This is a genomic window from Endozoicomonas sp. G2_1 (assembly GCF_017744155.1).
Classification (GTDB): Bacteria; Pseudomonadota; Gammaproteobacteria; order Enterobacterales; family Alteromonadaceae; genus JAGHQT01.
This window is the reverse complement of record NZ_JAGHQT010000001.1, coordinates 336,791-362,301: the sequence shown is the minus strand read 5'-3', so window position 1 is coordinate 362,301 and position 25,511 is coordinate 336,791. Positions and strand designations below refer to the sequence as shown.

Annotated in this window: 19 protein-coding genes; 9 read left to right on the top strand and 10 right to left on the bottom strand. The window is 42.5% G+C overall.

The features are described 5' to 3' along the window. Window positions 1-2 precede the first annotated feature (2 nt). The 4 genes from J7384_RS01600 to pseB form a co-directional block, all read right to left on the bottom strand. The gene (locus J7384_RS01600; protein WP_209110551.1) at window positions 3-782 is read right to left on the bottom strand and encodes a glycosyltransferase family protein; all 780 of its coding nucleotides are present in this window, start codon (window positions 780-782) and stop codon (window positions 3-5) included. Between the two features lie 64 nt (window positions 783-846). Next, window positions 847-1,794, bottom strand: coding sequence for an aldo/keto reductase (locus J7384_RS01595; RefSeq protein ID WP_209110549.1), 948 nt, complete (start codon window positions 1,792-1,794; stop codon window positions 847-849). 2 nt (window positions 1,795-1,796) lie between these two features. Then, complete coding sequence (gene pseC / locus J7384_RS01590) at window positions 1,797-2,966, bottom strand: UDP-4-amino-4,6-dideoxy-N-acetyl-beta-L-altrosamine transaminase (RefSeq protein ID WP_209110547.1); 1,170 nt, start codon at window positions 2,964-2,966, stop codon at window positions 1,797-1,799. Then, window positions 2,963-3,964 carry a UDP-N-acetylglucosamine 4,6-dehydratase (inverting) gene (pseB, locus tag J7384_RS01585; RefSeq protein ID WP_209111278.1) on the bottom strand — a complete coding sequence of 334 codons (1,002 nt, stop codon included), beginning with the start codon at window positions 3,962-3,964 and terminating at the stop codon, window positions 2,963-2,965. Before pseB ends, pseC begins: the two co-directional genes overlap by 4 nt. A gap of 280 nt (window positions 3,965-4,244) precedes the next feature. On the opposite strand from pseB, the gene J7384_RS01580 reads away from it, so the two are divergent. After that, window positions 4,245-5,726, top strand: coding sequence for a sigma-54 dependent transcriptional regulator (locus J7384_RS01580; RefSeq protein WP_209110545.1), 1,482 nt, complete (start codon window positions 4,245-4,247; stop codon window positions 5,724-5,726). A gap of 11 nt (window positions 5,727-5,737) precedes the next feature. Here the strand turns inward: J7384_RS01580 and mnmC are convergent, their stop codons facing one another. After that, a complete protein-coding gene (gene mnmC, locus J7384_RS01575) occupies window positions 5,738-7,885 on the bottom strand; it encodes a bifunctional tRNA (5-methylaminomethyl-2-thiouridine)(34)-methyltransferase MnmD/FAD-dependent 5-carboxymethylaminomethyl-2-thiouridine(34) oxidoreductase MnmC (RefSeq protein ID WP_209110543.1) in 2,148 nt (715 codons plus the stop codon). Window positions 7,886-8,079: 194 nt separating this feature from the next. Between mnmC and fabB the strand changes: the two genes are divergently transcribed. Next, window positions 8,080-9,291, top strand: a complete 1,212-nt coding sequence (gene fabB / locus J7384_RS01570; RefSeq protein ID WP_209110541.1) for a beta-ketoacyl-ACP synthase I — start codon at window positions 8,080-8,082, stop codon at window positions 9,289-9,291. 215 nt (window positions 9,292-9,506) lie between these two features. After that, window positions 9,507-10,241 carry a hypothetical protein gene (locus J7384_RS01565; RefSeq protein ID WP_209110539.1) on the top strand — a complete coding sequence of 245 codons (735 nt, stop codon included), beginning with the start codon at window positions 9,507-9,509 and terminating at the stop codon, window positions 10,239-10,241. A 43-nt stretch (window positions 10,242-10,284) separates the two neighbouring features. On the opposite strand, the gene J7384_RS01560 is transcribed toward J7384_RS01565, so the two are convergent. The 3 genes from J7384_RS01560 to J7384_RS01550 all read right to left on the bottom strand — a co-directional run bounded on the left by J7384_RS01560 (window position 10,285) and on the right by J7384_RS01550 (window position 13,801). Then, a complete protein-coding gene (locus tag J7384_RS01560; protein ID WP_209110538.1) occupies window positions 10,285-11,745 on the bottom strand; it encodes a wax ester/triacylglycerol synthase domain-containing protein in 1,461 nt (486 codons plus the stop codon). A gap of 70 nt (window positions 11,746-11,815) precedes the next feature. After that, complete coding sequence (locus J7384_RS01555; RefSeq protein ID WP_209110536.1) at window positions 11,816-12,499, bottom strand: TetR/AcrR family transcriptional regulator; 684 nt, start codon at window positions 12,497-12,499, stop codon at window positions 11,816-11,818. 93 nt (window positions 12,500-12,592) lie between these two features. Then, complete coding sequence (locus J7384_RS01550) at window positions 12,593-13,801, bottom strand: DUF445 family protein (protein ID WP_209110534.1); 1,209 nt, start codon at window positions 13,799-13,801, stop codon at window positions 12,593-12,595. Window positions 13,802-14,210: 409 nt separating this feature from the next. On the opposite strand from J7384_RS01550, the gene J7384_RS01545 reads away from it, so the two are divergent. Next, window positions 14,211-15,683, top strand: coding sequence for a DUF3336 domain-containing protein (locus J7384_RS01545; RefSeq protein ID WP_209110532.1), 1,473 nt, complete (start codon window positions 14,211-14,213; stop codon window positions 15,681-15,683). A gap of 267 nt (window positions 15,684-15,950) precedes the next feature. Here the strand turns inward: J7384_RS01545 and J7384_RS01540 are convergent, their stop codons facing one another. Then, window positions 15,951-16,466, bottom strand: a complete 516-nt coding sequence (locus J7384_RS01540; RefSeq protein WP_209110530.1) for a hypothetical protein — start codon at window positions 16,464-16,466, stop codon at window positions 15,951-15,953. Between the two features lie 82 nt (window positions 16,467-16,548). After that, complete coding sequence (locus J7384_RS01535; protein WP_209110528.1) at window positions 16,549-16,941, bottom strand: phasin family protein; 393 nt, start codon at window positions 16,939-16,941, stop codon at window positions 16,549-16,551. Window positions 16,942-17,195: 254 nt separating this feature from the next. Between J7384_RS01535 and J7384_RS01530 the strand changes: the two genes are divergently transcribed. The 5 genes from J7384_RS01530 (at window position 17,196) to accD (ending at window position 25,421) form a co-directional block, all read left to right on the top strand. Further along, a complete protein-coding gene (locus J7384_RS01530) occupies window positions 17,196-18,362 on the top strand; it encodes a 4-phosphoerythronate dehydrogenase (RefSeq protein WP_209110526.1) in 1,167 nt (388 codons plus the stop codon). Window positions 18,363-18,430: 68 nt separating this feature from the next. Beyond that, on the top strand, window positions 18,431-19,450 hold the full coding sequence (locus J7384_RS01525) for an aspartate-semialdehyde dehydrogenase (protein ID WP_209110524.1): 1,020 nt from the start codon (window positions 18,431-18,433) through the stop codon (window positions 19,448-19,450). Window positions 19,451-19,898: 448 nt separating this feature from the next. Continuing rightward, window positions 19,899-23,492 carry a FimV/HubP family polar landmark protein gene (locus tag J7384_RS01520; protein ID WP_209110516.1) on the top strand — a complete coding sequence of 1,198 codons (3,594 nt, stop codon included), beginning with the start codon at window positions 19,899-19,901 and terminating at the stop codon, window positions 23,490-23,492. Between the two features lie 81 nt (window positions 23,493-23,573). Continuing rightward, window positions 23,574-24,359, top strand: coding sequence for a tRNA pseudouridine(38-40) synthase TruA (truA, locus tag J7384_RS01515; protein ID WP_209110514.1), 786 nt, complete (start codon window positions 23,574-23,576; stop codon window positions 24,357-24,359). 201 nt (window positions 24,360-24,560) lie between these two features. Continuing rightward, window positions 24,561-25,421: an acetyl-CoA carboxylase, carboxyltransferase subunit beta gene (gene accD, locus J7384_RS01510; protein ID WP_209110512.1), complete on the top strand. Its 861-nt coding sequence runs from the start codon at window positions 24,561-24,563 to the stop codon at window positions 25,419-25,421. Window positions 25,422-25,511 lie beyond the last annotated feature (90 nt).

Below are 25,511 nucleotides of genomic sequence, written 5' to 3'. Positions count from 1 at the left end.
AGTTAACTCTTTTGTTCGTTCAGCTGCTCTTGGGCAAGTGATTTTAAGTAGCCTTCATTGCGAATAATGTCTTGGTTAATGACTGCGAGTTCAGGTTTGTCGGACAACAACTGAAAAATCTGTTCGCTGGTAAAGTATTGCCCTTGAGGACTCAGAACTTGATAAATTTGCTCGACCAATTGAAAATCTCTCGCTTCATCAACCGTTAAGCGGTAATGAGAATAATCTATTGCTGAGGTCAATAGGCTCTTTTTGATCAAAGCCTTATTGCGAATATAAGGCGTAACGTGCTCTAGGTCAGAGGGTATAGTGGCTTTTTGCCAAGCGCCTTCAAGCTCAGAGAAATTGAATACCTCAACATCAAAACCATCGGGGTAAGTAGGTTGTTCACAATTGCTAGTGTAGCCACTTTTCTCAGTAAGGTGCAGTTCAATGGCACTGTCGATAACTTCGGGATCTGCCAGCGGGCAATCACCAGTAAGTCTCACGACAATATCTGCCTGGGCAGATTTAGCCGCGTGATAAAATCGGTCAAGAACATTATCTAAACTGCCAGTAAAGCAGCTTATCCCTAGTTGTTGGCAAAGCTCGACAATCGCTTTATCTTGGTCGTCATTCGAGGTTGCAACAATAAGCTGGCCGATATTTTTCGCGCGCTGTAGTCGAAGAATTTGCTGTGCCAGCATAGGTTTACCTAAGATTGGCATCAGTACCTTGCCGGGTAAACGGCTCGAACTCATTCTGGCTTGTAAAATAGCAACGACTTTCATGTATTTACTCAAATTGGCTCTATGGGCTGAAAATCTCTTGATAGCTAAATCAATTATCGCTACTGACGTCGACTCGTTAGTTCACTTGCCATAGACTAGGGTTGATTAACGTTTGTTCAGTTGATGCCAACAGCCTTAATAATTCGTTATCAATATTAATTGTTTTGGCTTGTCGGTAAGCATCAGCAATCTCGTTGAGTTGAGCAGTATTACAACAACCAACAACAATTTGCTCAATAACATCAGTACTGAGTATTGTCTTCTTATCGTCAAGTTTCTGACAAGCTTTAGGCTCAGCGTTCTTGTTCATGCCCGTTAATTGATGAAATAAAACAAAGCACAATGTGAGCCAAGAGCACTGATATTTTGTTGCCAAGTGCTCAAAGCGATTGAATTCTATTTGATAGTCGTCAAAATAATGCGGCCTTTGCGCGGCTGGCATTAACAGCAGCCCTTGTAAAAAAGCGGAGCGGCAATGAAGTTTAACGCCATACTCGCTAAATTCAGCGAGTAACGTAGGGCAGACAAAGCGTTGGTCAAAGCAGTTGACTGGCACCTGCAGCACGTCTAACGAATATTGATTTTTTAGTTGCTGCCATTGGTTGACCTGATACAAGGAAGCACCAATGCGTTTGATTACGCCACTTGCTCTAAGCTTAATTAGTTCTTGGTAAAAAAGATTGCGATTTTTGTGTTCAATCAAATCATCAGCATGATGAAACAGTACAGCATCAAGCTGCTGACGCTTGAGATTGGTAAGACTTTGTTCAATAAAGGGCACTATAGTGGTGACGTCATCGCTCAGCCTAGGTATTTTGGTGACTACTTCAAATTGTTTACTGGAGTCGGTGTTTCCTAATACTTGTTCACTATTGCCATAAGCACTGGCACTATCGAGTAGTGATATGCCAAGTTGTTGAGCGCGCTCAAGAATCGCTTCAACCTCTTGGCGGCTTACTTGCCCCGCTTGATTACTGATGCCGTAATCAAGGCCAAATTGTACCGTACCTAATGCTAGTCTCACGGCTATTCACTTGTCGAATCGCAAAGTAAAGCACGCAATGTTGTCACGATATGCTCAAACGCTTCATTAGTCAGCTCTGGGTAAAGAGGTAGCGACAATGCCCCTTGGTAATAATACTCGGCAGCTGGGAAATCTCCGGGTTTAAAGCCCAAACGCTGATAGTCGGGTTGGGTATGAATCGGGATATAATGAACATTAACACCTATATTTTGTGCTCTAAGCGCGTGAAAAAGTTCGCTGCGATTGAGCTTAGCGTTATCATCAAGGCGGATGATAAATAAATGATAAGCTGATAATGAATCGCTTTGTGGCTGTTGCCAACACAGTGGCAACCCCGACAATGCTTTTTGATACCTTGTCGCCAACAGGTTTCTCTGCTCGATAATATCATCAATACGGTCGAGTTGGCTGATACCGAGCGCGCCTTGGAGTTCTGTCATTCGATAATTTTGACCCAAATACTGTTGTTCGTAGTACCAAGGCTCATAAATACCATTTTGGAAGTTTTCTTGATCACGTGTGACGCCATGACTGGCGTACAATCGCATTTTGCGGGCAAGTTCAGTATTGTTGGTAACCGCGACACCACCTTCTGCGGTAGTAATAATTTTCACCGGGTGAAAGCTAAAAATACTGATGTCACTATATTGGCAATTGCCTACAGGCTTTCCTTGATATTGACCACCAATCGCGTGGCTGGCATCTTCGATGATGGCAAATTTATAGCGCTTGGCGAGCTTGCTAATGGCTTGCATGTCGCAGCTCAACCCCGCCATGTGCACTACAACCAGTACTTTGGGTAATTTGCCTTCGCGTTCGGCAATATCAAGTTTGTTCGCGAGTTTTTGTGGACAGATATTGACGGTAGTAGCGTCGATATCAACAAAATCGACCTGTGCGCCGCAATAACGGCCACAATTTGCTGAAGCAACGAACGATATTGGCGAGGTCCAAAGCCAATCACCTTGTTGTAGATTTAGCGCTTGGCAAGCAATGTGAAGTGCTGAGGTTGCACTGTTGGCGGCAACGACATGCTGTGCTTGGCAATAGTCGGCGATGGCTTGCTCAAACTGTTGGACCCTTGGCCCTTGTGTTATAAAGTCTGACTTTAAAACGTCGACAACCGTGGCAATATCCTTATCGGTAATGTTTTGCTTACCGTATGGGATCATAAACACGCCTTATCATTAAACGCTTTAATTTGTTCAATGGTCATAAAATCAGGATTGTCTTTTGAGTTGTACTCAAAACCATGTTCAACAGGTTTGCCGCGCTCACCTATAGCGTTAATGGTAAAGTCGTTACTGCGACTTGAAAAAATAATGGTTGGCGCAATCACGAAGTGATCGTCATATTCATAGGTGTGGTATGAGTCATCGGCAGGGCACATGATTTCGTGAAGTTTTTCACCTGGACGGATACCAATTTCTTTTTGCGGCATATTGGCATCGACAGCTGTTGCTAAATCGGGAATGCGAATTGACGGTATTTTGGGCACAAAAATTTCGCCGCCAAACATCCGTTCAAAGTTTTTCAAAACGAAATTAACGCCTTGCTCAAGGCTTATCCAAAATCGCGTCATTTCGTTGTGAGTAATCGGCAAATGATCAGTACCTTGGTCGATTAGCTTTTGAAAATAAGGCAACACGGAACCTCGTGAACCAACAACATTACCGTATCTCACGACAGAAAAGATTGTACTGTGACCACCTGAAATATTGTTGGCAGCAACAAATATTTTATCAGAAGCGAGCTTAGTCGCTCCGTATAAGTTAATCGGGTTAGCTGCCTTATCCGTTGATAATGCAATGACTTTTTTAACATCGTTATTAAGCGCTGCATCAATGACGTTTTCAGCGCCATCAATATTGGTTTTGACACATTCCATTGGATTGTATTCAGCGGCGGGCACTTGCTTCATTGCCGCGGCGTGAATAACATAATCCACTCCTCGCATCGCGCGATTTAATCGCTCTTTATCGCGAACATCACCAATAAAATAACGCATGCATTCATCGTTGTACTGCTGCTGCATTTCAAACTGCTTTAATTCATCGCGAGAGAAAATAATGATTTTTTTCGGCTGGTGATACTTGAGGAGGGTTTCCGTGTATTTTTTACCAAAAGAGCCGGTACCACCAGTGATCATAATAGATTTGTTGTGAAACATAGATGTCATTATTAGCCCTTACCGCAATCGACTTTATCAAAGCTAGGTGTGTATTAAGCTAAATTTATAGCAAGTTGTATACCTAAGCAATAAGTGCCTAGTAATATTCATGAAATCCTGACGAGTTAGTGGTTTGTTTGACCATCAAATAAGCATATTTAGAGGTGAGTCAAAAAAATGGCTATTAGTGTCAAATTATTGTTGCACTATCTTGCTTGCTGGCTAGAATGAGGATCATTATCGGTTAGTGCCACTTGCAAGTTTTTGGATCGTTCTCGTTATGCAACCTTTAAAACACATTGTACTTGTTGACAATAATGCCTCTCGTCTTCAGCAACTTGAAACTGTATTTGCCTTTGTTGGCGAGCGAGTGGTGTTGTGTAGTATGGATAAACTCACCGAGCAGTTTCAACGAGCAGACGAAATTCTCACGGTGATTTTTTGTGGTGAGGTTGCTAGCCAAGCACGTGATTTTATTGTGCAAAAGCCTGCATGTCCTTTTTTATTGCACGACGTTGCTGATCAAGCACAATTTTTAAACCTACCTAATGTTATTGGTGAATTGTCGGTACCGCTAAACTATGCGCAAACCACTGAGATGATTCATCACTGTCATCAGTATCACAATCGCTTGCCGTCAAAATTGACTAAAAATGCCGGTAAAAATCCGCTATTTAGGTCGCTAGTGGGTATTAGTGAACCGATGCAACAAGTACGCTTTTTAATTGAGCAAGTGGCGAGCACCGCCGCCAATGTTCTGATTTTAGGTGAATCGGGCACAGGTAAAGAGGTTGTTGCTCGCAATATTCACAATTTATCAGACAGGGCGAAAGGTGCTTTTGTGCCGGTTAATTGTGGTGCGATTCCCGGCGACTTACTTGAAAGTGAGTTATTTGGTCACGAAAAAGGTGCGTTTACTGGCGCAATATCAACCCGTAAGGGCCGTTTTGAGCTGGCAGAAGGTGGCACCTTGTTCCTTGATGAAATTGGTGATATGCCGCAGCCGATGCAGGTTAAGTTACTTCGAGTACTGCAAGAACGGACCTTTGAGCGCGTCGGTGGCTCTAAAAGTATTAAAGCCAATGTCAGGATCGTTGCCGCCACTCATCAGCATCTTGAGGAAATGATCAAAACTAATGATTTTCGCGAAGATCTCTATTACCGCTTGAACGTATTTCCGATTGAAACACCAGCGCTACGAGAACGCAAAGAAGATATCCCATTGTTATTGCAAGAGTTGGTTAATCGCTTTGAGCAGGAATCTGGGCAAACAGTACGTTTTACCGACAGAGCGATTGAGTCGTTGCAAGAACATCCTTGGTCAGGCAACGTGCGCGAGCTTTCTAACTTAATTGAGCGCATGATCATCATGTATGGCGAACAAGTGGTTGATGTTAGCGAATTACCCTTGAAGTATCGTCATATTGATGTTGAACAGTTTGAGCCTGAATACCCTGAAGAGTTACAAGAAAAAGAAGCGATTAACGAGCTTTTTGCCGGTTTTGACTACGACGAACAAGATGATATCACTGTTGAAGAAGAGCACGCAGCCAACTTTACGCCGGCTTCCGGTGAAGTCGGTTTGCTGCCTGATGACGGCCTAAACTTAAAAGAATACCTCGCTGATTTGGAAGTGTCTTTAATCAAGCAATCGCTTGAGCGCACCGACTGGGTAGTAGCGCGCGCTGCTGAACTATTGGAAATGCGCCGTACCACACTTGTTGAAAAAATGCGTAAATACAGCCTGCAAAAAGAAGCTTAGCCTAGTGTTAATTATTTACGCTTAATAATATCTCGAATCACAAAGCGGTTTGGCGCGAGATTGAACAGCCGTTCGGCGTCAACTGGGTAAGGGCTGGCGGTGAGATCAGCGGCAAGTATTTCAGCCAATAGTGGCGCCGTGCACAATCCTCTCGCACCAAGACCTGCCATTACGTACAAATTGTTAATCACCGGCGCTGGCTGTTGATATTGCCAGTTTTTGTCTTTACTCAAATGATGATAAATTTCTTTATGAGCGGCAACATCTGGCATTGGCCCGACAATTGGCCAATGATCTGGAGTCATTGAACGCAATCTTGCCTTACTACTATCAATATCGCTTTTCTGCCACAAAGCTAAATCAGGCATACACCTTTCGAGCATATCGAGATTGTATTGATCACTTTTGTCATCACTGACTGTACTTTGGTTGTTCTTATCAAAAGTGGCACCTATGCACTGGACACCTTGATAACTTGGCGTCAGGTAGCCCTTATGGCAAAGTACTGTTTTGAGCTCACTTAACTCGTTGTTGGCCGACATATTAGTGACTTGACCACGGACATTGGTCAAGGGCAGTTGATTAACCGGGGCAAGTGCTTGCGATGATGAGCCGGCGCAAATGACAACAACTGAGGCTTGGTGCTGACCTTTATTACTGTGCAGTTGCCAACTGCCATTCTCTAGCTGTTCAATGTGGTTAATTTGATGTTTGGTTTTTACTTTGAGCCTGCCACTGGCTTTAGCTGATTCAATGACAGCAGTGACCAGTTCAGGTGGCGAAATCCAACCTGCTCGGGGCATATAAAGCCCGCCTTGGCTAAGGGCAATGCCAGCTTGCTCTGACGCTTGCTCAGCGTTAACTGAATGAATAAGGTTTTGCGGCCAAGGTTGCTCCCGTTCAAAAATCTGCTGGCGAGTAACTAAGGCTTCTTTATGGCTGACTTCCAACAAGCCACACCAACTGTGACCAAATTGCGCCCCTTGGCTTAGCAAGTGATCATAGAATTCTCGAGCGTGCTCAAATGCTTGTTGATAAAACAAGCTGATTTCATCTTGCTGTTGATGCAGCAATGGGTATAAGGCACCAATTTTATTACTAGAGGCACTTTGTGCTATTTCATCACCAGAGCAGTATAAAGTAACTTTTACCCCTGCTTTAGTGAGCTGATAAGCAGCACAGGCAGAGGCAATACCGCCACCAATAATACTGACATGCTGGGGCTTATTGATAATGGGTCTAAGCTGGTAGCTTTTGCCATTGTCAGGATCTTGTTGAAAGACTCCGGTTAGAATCTCTTTTTTCTTACCTTGCGATGGTTGCTTAGCCAGCCTAAAACCAACGTCTTGTAGGCCTCGGCGAACAAATCCAGCCACGGTAAAGGTACTAATAGTGCCTTGCGGTTTGGTTAATCGACCTATTTGCCCAAATAGGGCATCACTCCACATCTCTGGATTTTTAGCGGGAGAAAAACCATCTAAAAACCAGGCATCAACAATTTTTTGTTGAGGCGCGCGGGCGTGTACTTTTGGCGCTAGCTCACTTAATACCTCGCTGGCATCGCCGAGTAATACCGTCAGTGTTACTTGGCTGTCGAAAAAGCTCGCGTTTATTTGTGGCACTTTTTGTTGTGCTTTTTGCTGTATATTGTCGGCTGTTAAGCTTTTCTGTAACTTTTCGAGTGTTTGTTGATCGGGGTATTGCTCGATGAGCTGTTGGCTTAACTGTCGCAATTCTGGCAACAAGGCCAATGACTTGGTTAACTCAGCTCGAGTAAGCGGGTACTTTTCTGTACTGATAAAGTGCAATTGACTTGGTGTCTTGCAATCTTTGTTTAATTTGTCGTTTAACGCTTGTTGATAGCAAGCCAGTGTCAGTAGAAAGTTGAGCCCGGTACCAAAACCTGTCTCGGCGATAGTAAATTGACCTGTTAATTGTTGAAAACGCTTGCTCAGGTTATTGCCATCAATAAACACGGTTTGGCTCTGCTGACAGCCGGATTCAGTATCAAAGTAAATATCGTCAAACGTGTCAGAGTAGGGGGCGCCATTTTTTTGAAAGCTGACATGTTGGTGAGCGATTTTAGCCGTTGTAGAGTCATCGTTGTTTTGGTGTTGATGTCGAGATTTTGCTTGCTTGGTTATTGATGGCTTTTTCACTGAGGTTGTCACCCAATTGTCACGTTACTGATGAATAATTTACAGATGTATAGCGTTTTATCGCTTTACTGGTGATGCGAACTTGATTAGCATTATTGTCTTCAGTGTACAGGTGTACGCTGGACAGACCAGTATTAGCATGAAAAGCCGTTATTATACGCTGGATTTTTTTAATTATTATATGGTTTATTCGAATGAAACGTGTTGTTATTACCGGTTTAGGTATCGTCTCAAGTATTGGCAATAATGCAAAAGAAGTATTGGCATCACTTAAAGCTGGCAAATCAGGTATTACTCGCTCAGAAAGCTTCGCAGGACAAGGCTTGCGAAGCCAAGTTTGGGGCGACTTAAAAATTAATGTAAAAGATTTCATCGACCGTAAAGCAATGCGCTTTATGGGTGACGCATCTGCTTACGCATACATCTCAATGCAACAAGCGATAGAAGATGCAAAATTAAGCGATGACCAGGTATCAAATATTCGTACCGGTATCGTTGCCGGTTCAGGTGGTGCATCTTCAGCTAATATCGTTAGCTCTGCAGATACCTTGCGTGAAAAAGGGGTTAAGCGCGTTGGCCCTTATGCCGTACCAAAAACGATGTCGAGTACGGTTTCTGCTTGTTTGGCAACACCGTTCAAAATTCTTGGCGTTAACTACTCGATGAGTTCGGCATGTGCAACCAGTGCTCACTGTATTGGTCATGCCGCCGAGTTAATTCAACTTGGCAAACAAGATGTTGTTTTTGCTGGTGGTGGTGAAGAGTTAGATTGGTCGTTAGCCATGATGTTTGATGGTATGGGCGCGCTATCAACAAAATACAACGATACTCCAGAACTTGCTTCACGTACTTATGACGCCGACCGCGATGGTTTTGTTATCTCTGGCGGCGGTGGTATGGTCGTGGTTGAAGAGTTAGAGCATGCCTTAGCACGTGGCGCACATATTTACGCTGAAATTGTTGGTTACGGCGCAACGTCTGACGGTTACGATATGGTAGCACCAAGTGGTGAAGGTGCTGTCCGTTGTATGCAAATGGCGATGCAAGATTTAGATGCGCCAATCGACTATGTAAATACGCATGGTACATCAACACCTGTTGGTGATGTTAAAGAGCTTGGCGCAATTCAGGAAGTTTTCGGTGACAACTCGCCGGCGATCAGTGCCACGAAAGCGATGACAGGTCACGCATTAGGCGCAGCTGGTGTACACGAAGCTATCTACTCTTTGTTAATGATGGAAAACAATTTTGTTGCACCTTCAATTAACGTTAACGAGCTTGATGAGCAAGCACAAGGCTTAGATATCGTTACGGAAGCTCGTGAAGCTGAAATTAACACTGTCATGTCAAATAGCTTTGGTTTTGGTGGCACTAACGCAACCTTAGTGATGAAAAAATACCAATAGTCCTTCGCTAATAGGTTAGTTAAAAAGCAGTTGAGCGAAAGCTTAACTGCTTTTTTTGTCTCTGCTTTTTGAATGGTGCGACAGTTGGCATCGAAACGAGCTCAAAGTATCTGGTGTATCAATAATAAAAATAACCTTTGATGTATAGTTGTTTGGATATCATTTACTATAAGATTCAATACTATGAGTTTATATTTTGAAAGATTGGGGTAACGATGCAAGCAATGGCTAATTGGTGGCAAAAGTGTCGAAATTACTTTACCCAACTGGCGATAAAGCTAGCGATTCGCCTTAACTGGCTTGAGCAAGCAGTTTATACACAAGATGAGCTCAATGAGCTTTTAGTGACAAACTTCCCTCATCAAATTCCACTTAATATTGCCAATAGCCAAGGTGAACTGACGATGTTAAGTGCCGAGCTGACAATGCCACTTGGTCAAGACAAACTGCATTTACAGTTTTATTGTGCACTGCGCCTTAGCGTTGCTGGGCAAGATATTTATCGGGCGCATATCGTTGCTAGTGGCAGTGTGTTGCCATATTACGACGCAGCGCTTAGCGCCATTAGAGTAAAAGATATGCGACTTGCAGAAATTCGCTTGGTCAATGACGACTATGCCTTTGTTGGCTCCACCAGTGAACTTGTGACTTTGTTTATGCCTAAGCCAGTTAAATCGTTACTTTTTGGTGGTGTGCAACTGACACTCTCTCTGTTACAAGGCTTAATACCTGGCGAATTAATGAATTATTTATCACTGTACTCTTCTGGCAGCAAGCAACGTATTCTCGATTTTCATCGCCCTGAAATTGAACGGACTCTTATTGAAGAAGTTGAGCAAGATGATTGGTGTTATCAGCTCGATGAATCTGATTTTGAAGAACAAGTTTTTGCCATGTATGGCCAATCAATGGCAGTGGAAGAAGGTAAATTGGTTTTTAAGTTTCGCTAGTATATTGAGGCAAAGGCATTTGCCTTTGCCTCTAATTAGTCACCTAAGCGACATTCACTTTTTCTGTTTGAAATTCTTCTTCGATAATAGGTTGTGGTAATAACTTAGCCAATTCGCCGAGATCGTCGGTAGTTAGATCTGGATTATCAACACTATCTGACAGTAAATCGAAGGCTTCTTTGAAGTAGCCCGCTAGTGGCTCAAGTGAGGCAATTTTTCTATCTGAACAGACTAACCCTATTTCAGCTTTATTGTTGTATGTTAGTAGTGTTATGTTCACACCACCGCCTGCGGTAAGCGTTGATATTGGGTAAAAGCTCTTGAGTTGGCTTTCGCCAAAGTAGAGAGTATCTCTCGGGCCGGGCACATTCGAAATCAGAATGTTACCGATAGGGCGGTGTAAATCAGATAATCTTAATACTTCAAAAATAAGCGCAAAGCCCTGAATTAAAATCGTATAAGTTGATAGCGCTGCGGGGCTCACTTTGCGAGCGACTTTTTTAACGATACTGTGGTTTTCAATAATTTGACGTAGACGAATGTAAGGGTCTTTTTGTCCATAACCTAGTTTTACTGGCAATATCGCTATCTTATTGCCTCCAACGGCATCCCCCGGGCGACGCAAATTGATTGGCATTTGTGTAATAAGGGCTCGCTCAAACTGCTGACCGTGGTCCTTTAAGAATTTGTGAATGCCGATATCAAAACAACACAAAAATACTTCATTAACGGAAGCTCGAAGCTTTAACGACAATGCTTTAACGGCTTGAAAGTCAAGGCTAGTTGTTGCAACCACGCGGCCTTTTGTCACTTGCCCCGTTAACATAGTTTTAGTGCCTGAAAATGGTATTGGCATGTAAAGCGGGTTAATCCGTAATATTTTAAGCAAAATGAAAAATAAGATTACGCCCAGATGGACAAAAGTGACGACTAAGCTCCAGAGCCCTTTAATTAGGCTCGCGATAGGGTTTTTCTTGGCTCTGGGTTTCGACCTACGCGATTGCGCCCAAAAAGGTACAAATTGTTTATCGGCAGCTTTCGGGTAAGCAGCTTGTAGCCAAGTAATCAATGAGGCACCGTCACCATAAATGTGATGAATTTTTAAATACATCGCATATTCATCACTATTGGGAGATTCAATGATATGTACTTGCCACAGTGGTTTGTCACGGTCGAGCATAGGCTCGTGCAGTTTAGCGACAAAGTTGTGTATAGCGGTTTTGTCTTTTAAATCATCCACTTGATGATATTTGACGTGATAGTCCATATCTAGGCTGTCCACTGGACGAAAGCCGATAGCGAGATTTAAGAAAGAGACAACTCTTTGGTTATAGGGTTTAAAGCCTTGATTGTGCTGCTTTAAATGGGTAACTAACTGGCTGCAATAGTCATCTTTGGCACCATCGGGTTTACTTAAAAATTGCAATGATGCCACGTGTTTAGGGTTTTGAGCGTTTTCCGTCAACCAAAACGCTCGATCTAATAGTGATAAACCTTTTGCCATAATGACTTCCTCTTTATTATGGGCGTTAATTTCGATGAATTTCTTATTCGTTAACCTTTAGCCGAAAAGGTTAAGGTACATCAAAAGCCCTTTTTAATAATTGCTGGTCCTTGCTGTTGCCTGTAAGTGTAGTTTCGTTCTCGATGGCGGTCAGTAAAACGGTGCGCTCTTCGTCATCGATGTTTAAGTATGGCGATATGGTATGAAATAGCCAACGCAAGCTTTGAATACTAATTTCTTGCTGCTGAATGTCGTGCTGTGTTAGTAAGAAGTAATTTTGAGATTGGGTGAAAACTAAATTGATCAGCTGGCTGAGTGATTCTAGTTCTAGGGTGTCGGCGATAATAACGTTGTGTTGTTGAAAGTGTGTAAGTATTGCATCAAACGCTTGTTTTTTACTGGAGATAAGTTTGTTAAAGCGCTTGGTAATACTGGGATATTTATGTAGTAAGTCGGTTGGGTTTCGGTAGATAAAGCTAAATAAATGGGCGCTTTCGAGCAGAGATGATAAATAGTGGAAGAAGCTGGCAATACTGAGTTGGTCACTGCTCGGGGAAACCAGTATCTTGCTGGTTCTTGCAAGGTACATATCGAACAGGGCATCGATAATCGCCTCTTTACCGCGAAAGTGGTAATACAAGTTGCCTGGGCTAATATCGAGCTCTAGAGCAATATCAACACATGTGATATTGGCTTCACCGTGCTGATTGAATAGCTCCAAGCTGGTCAGCAGAATTTTTTCAGCAGTTTTCATCGTCCTCTATCCATATTGGTCTCATTGGTTATTGCTAAACTATTGTGATGTATTATTCACATTATTCTTTACTCTTGGGTATTTATATCGCCTCTAGAAAATATAATAGAGCTGAATAATACCGGCTAAACCGCCGAGTACAGAGCCTACAACAATAAGTTTCCATTCGTCTTGCTTGTATGCTGGCCTTAGTACATTTTCAAATTCAGCTGGTGATAGTGAGCGCATTTTATCTCGTAAGTCGTCACCAATATTTAACGCTGAATCGGCGTATTCGTGTAGGTAAAGTAAATATTTTTCTGAACTGTCAAAGACTCGCTTAGCAGCGGACTTTTTCATTTGGAAGTAGCTTTCTGGCCCGATACCCAAACCGAAATAGGGTTGGCCAATAGCGACATAGCGTTCGATAGCATCGCTTACGTGTAACTCAACTATTTCCCACAACTGCTGTGAACCTGAACCGTGTAACACGGCACGGATAATGTTTTCAGAGTTCATCAACTTGCGTTCAATTAAATTAGCGTAAACTTCAGCAACTTCGTGTTGCCGCTTTAAAAACATCCCTTGAATAGTGAAGGGACCAAACTTGATTGGGTGCTTAGGCTCAAAGATTATTTGTAAGGCAATCCAATTGGTTAAATAGCCAACCAACAAACCACCTACCGGTAATATCCACCACGCTTGATAAAAGTACCAACACACCATGGTCGGCAGACCAAGCAGAAAACCAAAATAGAGACCAGAATTAACAATAAAAGGAAACTCTTTATTACCAGAGGTCAAGAAAATTTCATTGAGCAAGGCTGGGTGGTCACTGAGGTAATCAACGACTAGCTCTTTTATATCGAGAATTTCGACGACGTTGTGTTGGAAGTCTCGTACTAGCTTTTCAACGACATTGGGAATGTCAGCTTCAACACGTGCGTAAATGAGGTTTTTGCCTTGAGCTGGCAGTGCAGACCACATTCGAGGTGCAGACTCTTCCATGACCTCGTTAATTATTTTTTTTATGACTTGTTTTAATCGGCGTTCAATTGCCGCGTTGACTTTGTCAGGTTCAAGCCTATCGACGAGTTCATGGACGCTCAGCAGCTTACCTAGCAGCAAGTCAACCGATATCTCGGCCATTTCTTTGCGTTTGTTGGGAATTAATCCCTGCCAACCTAGGTAAAGCTTTTCAATACCGATAAATTTGAGTGGATAAAACATCATTTTTACCGCGAGATAGTTTGTGCCCCAGCCAACTAAGGCACTGACCACAGGTATTAGCAGTAATAGGTGATGCTCAATAATCCATTGCATATTAGCTGATTAAATTATCCTAGCTCGATAACAAAATATAATTTAATTCTATTCGCTCTAGCTAATCAAATAACTCGTCAACAGTCAATAATAAATATAATACATTCTATTTATAGCGGTTATCTGTATGAAGATGTTTTACTCTATTTTTATAATTAATCATTAAAATTCATATGATTATTTTTATTTTTTATTGAAATGTGTGCTTTTTTACATTCTTTATCTGAAGTGATTAAAAATCGAAGAATGTTGTGTTGGTAATCTAGTGATTAGCTTTTGTTTTAGTATGCTTTTTTTACAAACTTTACCTTCAAGTTAAGCGCAAATAGGCGTTTTTTCGTAAGATTAGGTGGCTATTTCTAGAAAATTACCGTTTACTAAGGCTTCGGAGATTTTAAGGTGTCGCATTATGGCCAAGCAAAAATTAAAAGCATTAGAAAGTGATATTGCTAATGCCAGCAGTTATAAAGAGTTTTTGGAAGCGAGTCTTGAGCATGATGCTCTTTCGGGTGCCGATGAATGGCGAGAGCAAGAGTCGTGTAATCTCTATGATTACAATTTAATACGCAAGCGTGTGAATCGAATCCGCGACGCTAAAGAAAAGCGCGATGCCGCCGGGTTAATGTTTATCCTACATGAAGGTATTCACGGCAACTTGGGCAATATTGCCAACCCAGAGCTACACAGTTTTGCCAAAATTGGCACTAAAAAGCTGATTGAAGAGTTTTTGGAAGAAGTGTGCTCAGCGATGGCGTTTATCTATGAAGCGCCAGATCACGAAGTCGATTTTTACGACAAACTAGCGTTTTTCGAAGAGACTAGTCACGCCTACGGTCAAAGCTGTTTAATGCTCAGCGGTGGCGCTAGTTTAGGTTTTTTTCACGTTGGAGTCATTAAAACCTTAACAGAGCATAAACTAATGCCGAATGTGATCTCAGGCGCAAGCGCCGGTTCAATTATGGCGTCACTAATCGCGACTCGCACAGACGATGAGTTGCTCGATATTCTCAGCTCAGAATCAATCTATGAGCGCTTTCACGAGTGGGGTGTTTGGCAGGGCTTTTTTAAAGATTCACTGTTTGACAGCACCAACTTAGAAAATGCCCTCATTGAATTATTTGACTTAATGACCTTTGAAGAGGCCTTTCAAAAAACTGGCAAACACGTTTCCGTAACGGTTTCTCCGGCAGACTTACATCAATATTCACGTTTGCTTAACGCTCGAACCTCGCCAAATGCCATTATTACTCAAGCGGTGAGGGCATCAACAGCTGTGCCATTTTTATTCTCGCCGGTTCAGCTGAAAGCGAAAAACCGCGCCGGTGAAATAGTGCCTTATATTCCAAACCGAAAATTTGCCGATGGCTCTATTATGGCGGATATGCCATTTAATCGTTTGGCTCGACTGTATGGCGTTAACCACAGTATTGTCAGTCAAATTAATCCTATTGCTTCGCCATTTATTCCGCGTAATAAAAAGCATAGTAACGATATTTTTTCTATTACTAAACGCCACTTTGCCAATATGGTGAAAACAAATAGTATTTACACTTGTGACATGATTGAAAACATGGTGACTGGTCGAACAGCCAAAATGGCGGTACATAAAGTCAGATCTTTGGTTGACCAACAATACGTCGGTGATATCAATATTTTGCCGGACAATCGATTAGAAAACGTTTTTCAAATTCTAAAAAACCCAACCGTCCAAAGTATCGACGAGTTAGTGACCATGGCAGAACGCGCGACTTGGCGGCAATTACCAATTATTGAGCGTAGTACACGTATCAGTAAAACCTTCCAAGGTTACTTAACACAATTGCGCGAGCAAGAAAAAGAGCGCTTGCATTGTGATTACCAGCCACAAATAGCACAAGGCTGATTTTAGCACCGCACTAAATCGTTAGAGCAATAGGCATGTGTTTGTTGCTTTTTTTTTGCCTTGTCAGATTTGACAGTTACTCGCAATAAGTCAAACAAAAACAATACAGTGGATCGCGGCGACTTATCAGTAAAAGAACGTTAGATTTGGAAGAGGAGGAAGTGGACAATGCCAAGTATCAGTTGGCATTGTCGCTAGCATAATCAAGGAGCGTTAATGGATGGTAGGGTTAACGCCATTGATGGCTAGATTCACCACTAGTTACGATTACTCGGCAGGTTTGGCTTTGCTTTTCGTCGTCGTTGTACGTGCGGGAGCTTTCTTAGCCGCTGCTGTTTTAGCTGTAGGCGCTTTTTTTGCTGGTGCTTTTTTTGCAACGGCTTTTGCTGGCGTTGTTGCTGTTGGTTCAGCTTTCGCCTCAGCGCTATTGGCTTGCTCGGTTAATGCGGCTAAACGGGCATCGACAATTTTGTTAAGCGCGTCGGTTAGCGCATCAACTTTAGCTTCCAGTTCTGCCAAGCGTTCTTCAGCGCTAGTGTCTACGCCTAACTTCGCTTTTAAACTGGCAATTTTTTCATCGAGTAAATTATTGCTTTTTACTTTCGCTTTTAATTCTGACTCGACTTTTTCGCCATTTTCGATTAACTCGTTGACGACTTTGTTGGCGTCGTCAATTGTCAACGTAACTTTATCTGATAAGTATTCCCAACCTTTAGCATAACCACCTAAAGTTGCGAGTAATGCTTGTCGGCCTACTTTTTCAACGTCTTTTAAATTTGCCATTGAACTGTACTCCTCAAAAGGAAAAACTAACGGCGCTGGACTAATAGCGCTTGATATTAGGTGCCGTTAGTTTTAAAAAAGATTACTTTTCAAGTTTGCTTAACGCTTCGGTTAAGGTATCGATTTTTGCTGAAAGTTCGTCAATCTTTTTGTTAGTGTCATCGTTGTCTAAACCTAATTTGCTGCGAACTTCTGCAACGCGTGTTTCAACATTTGACTTAACATTTTCACTTTCAGTTTTAAGCTTGTCTTTTGCTTCAGTCTCTAGCTTTTCACCTTTTTCAACAAGTTCGTTGAAAAGTTTAGTTGCTTCGGTATTAAGTTTTTCGTATTGACCTTGTGCTTCATCAAAGCCTTTGCCGTATGCACCGATACCAGCTAACCAAATTTTGCGTGCTAGATCTTCAGCTTGGTTTACTTTTTCTTTCAGCGTATCAATGCTTACTTTTTCTTTGATAGTGTCGATTTTAGACATTTTACATCTCCTGGTTCTTGAATATGTGAAGAGTGTAAAAAAGTAAATTAGAAAGCGCTGTCTAAAGACGAAAAAAAAAATTAAAATATTTTATTTGTCGAAAAATAAAATGTTAAAAAATAGGGCGCAAAGTCAATAATATAAAGCCCTGACAGTGTTTTTGCTTTATACTGATATTATTAAAAAATTTTCCCGCCTGTAGTAACTGAAGGTTAAAACAGCCAAAAGATAAACAATCAGATAAATAACCGATAATGAAAATATTTTTTGATGAAAATATGCCATTTGCCCGCGAATTTTTTGCCGACTTTGGCCTGTTAACTGCGTTTAATGGTCGAACGTTACGTTCAGAACACGTAACAGATGCCGATGTTTTGTTGGTGCGCTCGATTACTAAAGTGAACCAACAATTACTCGCGGATAATAAGCAAATAAAATTTGTTGGCAGTGCGACTATTGGTGTTGATCACGTTGATCAGGATTATTTGGCGACGCGCAATATTCCCTTTTACTCGGCTCCAGGCTGTAATGCCATTTCCGTGGGCGAATATGTGATTAGCGCTTTGGTGGTGATGGCTGAGCGCTATTTACTCGACTTATCTCAATTGACTGTTGGGATTGTTGGCGCCGGTAACACAGGTTCACGGGTTAGTGAAAAGCTCACAGCCATCGGAGTTAAACACCATTTATGTGATCCACCACTAGCGAAAACCGATGACCCACGCGATTTTGTCGAGTTAGAGCAAGTGTTGAATTGTGATGCTATTTGCTTGCACGTACCTCTGACCAAATCTGGTCCAGATGCGACTTATCATTTGTTAAATCAGGAACGACTCGCAAAGCTAAGCGACCAGCAAATTGTGATTAATGCTTGTCGCGGCGAAGTTATCGACAACAAGGCACTACTTGCGCAGAAACAGCAAGGTCATGGCGTTAAGTTGGTGTTAGATGTTTGGGAAAATGAGCCGGATATTTTATTACCATTGATTGACCATGCAGACCTTGCTACCGCCCACATTGCTGGTTATAGCTTAGAAGGAAAAGCACGTGGCACCGAAATGCTCTATCGGGCATTATGTCATGAGCTACATTTACCTGTAACTAAGTGCCTAGCTGATTTTTTACCACAGCCTGTGGTTAGCGAATTAAACGTTGACGCAGCAAGTTTGGTCGAGCACAAACAAGCTCTACCATTCGCGTTAACGGCAAGTGAGCAATCACAGCAAGTTTTGCTAACCCCAATGGTAAAAATGGTTTACGATGTCAATCGAGACGACGGGCTATTTAGACAGCAAATTAACCAGCATGGTTTTGACTTTATCAGGAAAACATACCCGACTCGTCGAGAGTTTTCTTCGCTAACGGTTAATGACGGCAACAGTCAGTATAGTTCGAGTATTAGAGCACTTGGTTTTAGTTAACTTTTGGTTTTAGCTAAATCAGGTATGAATAGATAAATTAAGGCAACAGAGAGAGGAAGTTTGAGATAATGGCACAGCAATTTGATGTTTGCGTACTTGGCGCAACAGGCTTAGTGGGTAAAACCATCATCGAGATTTTGGAACAACGCGATTTTCCAATTAACAAGTTATACCCATTGGCGAGCTCGCGCTCGGCGGGTGGTTTTATTGAGTTTAAGGGCGAGAGCATTGAAGTTATCGATGTTGACACCTTTGATTGGAGCTTAGCGCAAATTGGTTTCTTCTCTGCTGGCGGATCGGTATCTGCTAAATACGCACCGCTAGCTGGTGATGCAGGCTGTATTATTATCGACAATACTTCAGAGTTTCGTTACGAACCAGATATTCCTTTGGTTGTTCCAGAAGTTAACCCACAAGCACTTGCCGACTATCGCAACCGCAATATTATTGCTAACCCGAACTGTTCGACAATTCAAATGATGGTGGCGTTAAAGCCAATTTATGACGCTGTTGGTATTGATCGTATTAATGTCTCGACCTATCAATCAGTATCGGGCGCCGGTAAAGAAGCGATGGATGAACTTGCCAAACAATGTGCTGATTTACTCAGTGGCAAGCCGGTAGAGCCGAAGGCGTTTTCACGTCAAATCGCGTTTAACGTGATCCCTCAAATTGATGTTTTCCAAGACAATGGTTACACCAAAGAAGAAATGAAAATGGTTTGGGAAACTAAGAAAATCTTGGGTGATGACAGTGTACTAGTGAACCCAACCGCAGTTCGTGTACCTGTATTCTTTGGTCACGGTGAAGCGCTTCACATTGAAACTGGTGCACCGATTTCGGCAGAAGAAGTGAAAGACTTATTAAAGCAAGCGCCCGGCTTAGAAGTGTGTGAAAAAGATGAAGATTTTCCAACGCAAATTGGTGAAGCGAGTGGCGTAGACGCAACTTTTGTTGGCCGTATTCGCGAAGACATCAGCCATAACCAAGGCATTAACATGTGGATTGTTGCAGACAACGTCCGCAAAGGTGCGGCAACTAACAGCATTCAAATTGCTGAGCTGTTAATCAAAGAGTACTTGAGCTAGTAGGTTTACACTGCTCGGCTGTTTTTGATTATTCAGCCTATTAAAGTATTAGCAGTAATTTAAACAAGCACTTAGTTTAGCGACTAGGTGCTTTTTTATGGCCGATAGAAAATATAATGTGGCTGGTAAGCAGTAAGTTGAGTTAATTCTTTGCAACACTCGGCTGGTTGACCCTGCGGAAGACGATATTGACATGACTCAAGCTTTTTCCTAAAGAAATTAAGCTTCTAGCCGACATGGTGAAGGAGGACACCGCGATCTAATGAAAACAGATAAAACTATTTTGTTCTCTTTTGTTATTCGTTATTATTCAGACATGGTTGTTTATTGAATGGTATAACTATTGCTACCTGATTCACATGCAACAATACCGTGCGCAGAACCGCGTTAATGTGGTCAATAATAAGTCAAAAAATTGGCAATAGAATTAAGGGTTAGGAAAGGCTGAATGCAACGAATGTTACGCCTGTGTATATGGCAGTTAGTTTTTATAAGCTTTGTTTCGTTTATTGGTAGTTCTTGTGCTGCAGAGCAAGGTGGTATTCGTATTAGAGGCCCGAAAAGCTCAGATGCTTTTCCGTATGACCGCTATGGCCCTGTTACCAAAGCCGATACCTTGTGGAATATTGCCTTAAAAGTGCGCCCCGACCCGCGTTTGTCTGTTTATCAGGTCATGCAGGCGCTCTATCAAACTAATCCACAAGCATTTAAAGATAATAACCTCAACCACTTAGTTTCAGGTCAATATCTCAAAATACCTTCAATCGATATTATTAGAGCGGTTAACTCTGAACAGGCTCGTCAGCGCTCTGATCAAGACGATGATGCGTGGCAAGAAAAAGTCGCAAAACTCAATTTAGCTAACAAAAAAGCGGCAAAACCTGCCGAGCAAACAGTTAAAAAGAAAGATCTAGAAGCGGCAAAATCTGAAATTAACGAGAAGTTAGTCGATTTTGGCTCTAGTCAGGAGCAAAAGCTCGCCACTATTCAAAACGATGTACTCGACTCAATCGACGGCTTGCAAGCTATTTTGAAAGAGAACGAAGCACTGAGAAAACGCCTTAGCAATTTCAATGAGCAACTTAATGTTATGCAAGAGGAAGTTGCAAAGGGTGAAGAGATCAAGCTGCAAATGGATGGCTTGTTAACTCTTCAACAAGAGTTAGTAGCAAAAGCCAACGCAAACGATCAGGAAAGGTTATTAGAAAAGCAACGCCGAGAGTTAGAAGAACAAAGTATTTTTAACAAAACTTGGTTTAACATGCTAATGGGCTTTGTTCCTGCTTTGTTGATTATGGGGCTCGTCATGTTTTTTATGATGCGCAGAAATCAACCCGCTGGCGAGACAGTTGAAAAAGCGCCGAAGAAAGCGAGTAAGAAGTCAAAAGAAAAAGCAGCTGAACCAGAAGTAGCTGCCGAGCCTGAAGAAGTTACCAAGGCTGATGACGATGAACTATCACTTGATGACAGTCTATCGCTAGACGATGAATTATCACTTGACGACGAGTTGGCGATTGATTTATCAGAAGATGATTTAGAACCATTAGCGGCCGATGATCAATTGTTCTCTGATGATGATTTAGACGATGCCCTCGACGATACACTTGATGATGCCTTAGATGAGCCAGAAGTCGATTTAGAAAATAATAAAGAGGGTGAAGATTTAGATGAAGTGATTCACCTCGATGACGAACTCGATGACTTAGAAGATATCTCGCTTGACTCAGGTGATGAGGGCGAAGTACTTGAAGGCGGATCACTTGACCAAGGTGATTTGGATGACTTGTTATCAGGTTTGACAGATGACAGTCAAGGCGAAGCGTTAGAAGGCGGCGAATTAGATCAATCTGCACTTGATGACCTATTAGCGGGCGATGATTTATCTGTTGCGGATGAACCTGAAGTTACCAGTGACGCTGAAGATATCGATGCACTGCTCGACGCTGATGACTCCGATATTGTTGAGGATTTGCAAGAAGTTAGTGAAGACTTAACAAAAGAGCTATCAGATCCTGACGATATTGATGCTTTACTCGATAACGTTACAGAAAGTGCAGTTGCCGAAGAGTTAACCGAAGACCTAACACAAGAGCTATCAGACCCTGACGACATTGACGCTTTGCTTGATAATGTTGCTGACAGTACTGTAGCCGAAGAGTTAACCGAAGAACTAACACAAGAGCTATCAGACCCTGACGATATCGATGCCTTGCTTGATAACGTTACAGAAAGTGCTGCTGCCGAAGACTTAACCGAAGACCTCACGCAAGAACTATCAGACCCAGACGATATCGATGCTTTACTTGATAATGTTGCTGATAGTGTAGCAGAGGAAGACTTAACCGAAGACCTAACACAAGAGCTATCAGATCCTGACGATATCGATGCTCTACTTGATAATGTTGCTGAAAGTTCAGCAGAGGAAGACTTAACCGAAGACCTAACGCAAGAGCTATCAGACCCTGACGATATTGATGCTTTACTTGATAATGTTACAGAGAGTATTGCTGAAGATACAGTAGAGGGCCCCGAAGAAGACCCCGCGACAGAAATATCTGAACAGGATGATATCGACGTCTTGCTAGCTGATCTTGGTCTTGAAGATGATGACATACAAGCAGATGGTAATGAAGAAATTACTGACCCAGATGATATTGATGCCCTATTAGGAAACATCGCGGGTAACGCAGCTGATGATACAGCAAGCGATAACAATAACGAATCGAACATTGATAGTATTGATAGTGCAGATGCAGACGCTGACGAAACAGATGCCCGAACTGAAGAAACATCTGAGGTATCTGAGCAAGATAGCAGCGCAAATAAAGCATTGATTGACAACTTTACCGAAGAATACGTCGCTCCGTTTTTAAATATCGACTTTAGTGATATTACTGAGCAATCAGCGACTGAAGATAGTGCAGACAATGTAGAAGTTGATACTGACACTGTTGAAACTGATACCGTCGAAACCGAGTCAGACTTTGATATTGACAGTATTATTGATGCTGGTGGTGAACAATCAACACCAAGCGCTGAGCAAGACGATTTAGCGATTGATGATGACTTAGATATCGACGCCTTGTTGTCTGAAAATGCGCCTACATCTGATGACAGTGATACCAATGAAGACGACATTCTTGACATTGGTGATGATCTCGACCCTGACCCAATTGCTGATCCATTAGAGAACGAGCAACCCGACTCCGAATTAGATAGCGCAGAGCAAGATATATTATCTGAGCAGGAAGATTCAGGCCTTGACGAATCAAGCTTAGACGACTCTGGTTCCGAAGATGATGCCGGCATTGTTGAGCAAGATGTTTTGGATACTAAGCAAGCTCAATTGGATGATGATGACTTGGCGGAAACCGACTTAGCAGAGCTAGAGCAAGCATTTGATGAGGCAGCGCTCAGCCAACTTCTCGATGAACAAGCTGAGCCACATGATGAACCAATAGAGCTAACACCTGATTTTACTGACGCCAGTGTTTTATCTGATTTATTGAGCGATCAAGATAACAACCGTGAAAGTGAGCAAGACGTTCTCTCAGAAGCTAGAGAGATCGATGATATCAAGGAACTCGACGATTTAGATTTTGACGAGCTATTGGCAAATATCGAGGAAGAAACCAAAGACAGCGGTGATGATCTGCTGACAGAGCTCGATGAGATTAGCAACCTCGACCAACTCGATATTGGCGACGAGTTACTGACGGCACCTGAAAGTGAAGATGATAACTTTGTCTCAGTCGATGATTTGTTGTCTGACACCCTTGACGCCAGTACTGAGCAAGAACCCTATGAGAAAACCAACATTGATGTCGGCCTCGATGAATTCCCTGAGTTCACTGATGGCGTTAACAAAATTGATGTTGATCAGGAAGATAGCGACGGCTTTAAAGCCAAGTTAGATCTCGCAAAAGTGTATCTGGATATGGATGATACCGATAATGCCGAAGTGATTTTACTTGAAGTATTAAAGCAGGGCAGCGTTGAGCAACAAGAAGAAGCTCAACGCCTGCTAGAGGGCTTAAAGTAGCGGCAGTAAATTAACGGTCGGGGCTTGGCAAACGACGGTTAAATCATGGATAATGCGCCTCCTTAAATCGGAGGCTTTTTTATGCGTTATGCGTTGGGTATTGAATATGATGGCGAAAACTACTGCGGTTGGCAGCGCCAAAACGAAGTCAGTAGCGTTCAAGAAACACTTGAGCGGGCGTTATCTAAAATAGCCGATGAACCGATAGAAGTTGTCTGTGCCGGTAGGACCGATACTGGTGTTAACGCGACCAATCAAATTGTTCACTTCGATACCACGAAAACTCGCAAAGATGTCGCTTGGACATTAGGCGTTAACACAAACTTGCCTAAAGATGTTGCGGTGCGCTGGGTGAAGCAAGTAGATGAAAGCTTTCACGCGCGCTTTAGTGCAACGGCGAGACGTTATCGTTATATCATTTGCAATACGATGTTTCGGCCGGCGATTTTGGCCAAGGGCTTGAGTTTTTGTCATCATCCGTTAGACGCCGACCTTATGCATCAAGCGGCTCAAACCTTAGTTGGAGAGCACGACTTTACTTCGTTCAGAACCGTGCATTGCCAGTCACATTCACCGGTGCGAACCATCAGCCACTGTAACGTTGAGCGCTTTGGCGATTACATCATTCTCGATATCAAAGGCAATGCTTTTTTACACCATATGGTTCGCAATATTGCCGGGAGCTTAATGCGTGTCGGTCAGCAGTTGCAAACCGTTGATTGGATTGGCGAAGTACTGGCAGCAAAAAATCGCTGTTTGGCTGGTATTACTGCGCCTGCGGGCGGACTCTACTTCGTTGCTGTTGATTATCCTGAACATTTTGACTTACCTCAAGCGCCAATGGGGCCGCTATTTTTAACTGACTAAGACAACCGACCAGTTTTTAGTATCAACAACCGCCTGAACTGTGTTTTAATTCATTGTTTATTATATATTTGGCTTGGTTGTTGTTTTATTGGTCATAGTATTGGTTATAATGAGAAACAGTTAAGCACGGGTTAGTAAGTGACATTGGTGAAAAATGCCAATGAGCACATAAGCAAGCGTTACAAAGGCAAAAAATAAATTATGAGCTGGATCGAAAAAATTCTCCCTAAGGCAAAAGCAACTCAAAAGCGCAATATCCCAGAAGGCGTTTGGAGCAAGTGTACATCGTGTAATGCGATGCTCTACAAAGCTGAACTAGACCGCCTGCTTTCAGTTTGTCCAAAATGTGACAATCACATGCGAATTTCAGCGCGCAAGCGTATCGACAGCTTTCTTGACCAAGGTGAACGCCTAGAGTTAGGTACTGAATTTGAAGCGCAAGATATCTTGAAGTTCAAAGACTCAAAACGCTATAAAGATCGGATTTCAGCGGCACAGAAAGCAACCGGCGAAAAAGACGCGTTAGTGGTCATGAAAGGTGAATTGCACGGCATGCCAGTTGTCGCCGCGGCGTTTGAATTCTCATTCCTTGGCGGTTCAATGGCTTCAGTCGTTGGTGCCCGTTTTGTCAAAGGTATCGAATATTGTCTAGAGCACAACTTACCGTTTATTTGCTTTTCAGCAAGTGGCGGCGCTCGCATGCAAGAAGCATTGTTTTCATTAATGCAAATGGCCAAAACCAGTGCTGCATTGGCTAAGATGAGTGAAAAGGGCTTACCTTACGTTTCTGTATTAACCGACCCGACTATGGGCGGTGTTTCTGCGAGTTTAGCGATGCTAGGTGATATCAATGTTGCTGAGCCTAAAGCACTCATTGGTTTTGCTGGCCCTCGCGTAATTGAACAAACGGTTCGTGAGACCTTGCCAGAAGGCTTCCAGCGCAGTGAGTTTTTACTAGAGAAGGGCGCAATTGATCTTATCGTTGATCGCCGTGAGATGCGCACAACGTTAGCGCGATTAATTGCTAAGTTTACCGGCCAACCATCGCCGTTAGCTTCGTAATTAATACAAGCCAATACAATGTAGGGTGGGTACGTATTTTGTACTCACCAAATGTATTTCTAACTAACGACTAGACCTCAATTCGAGAAA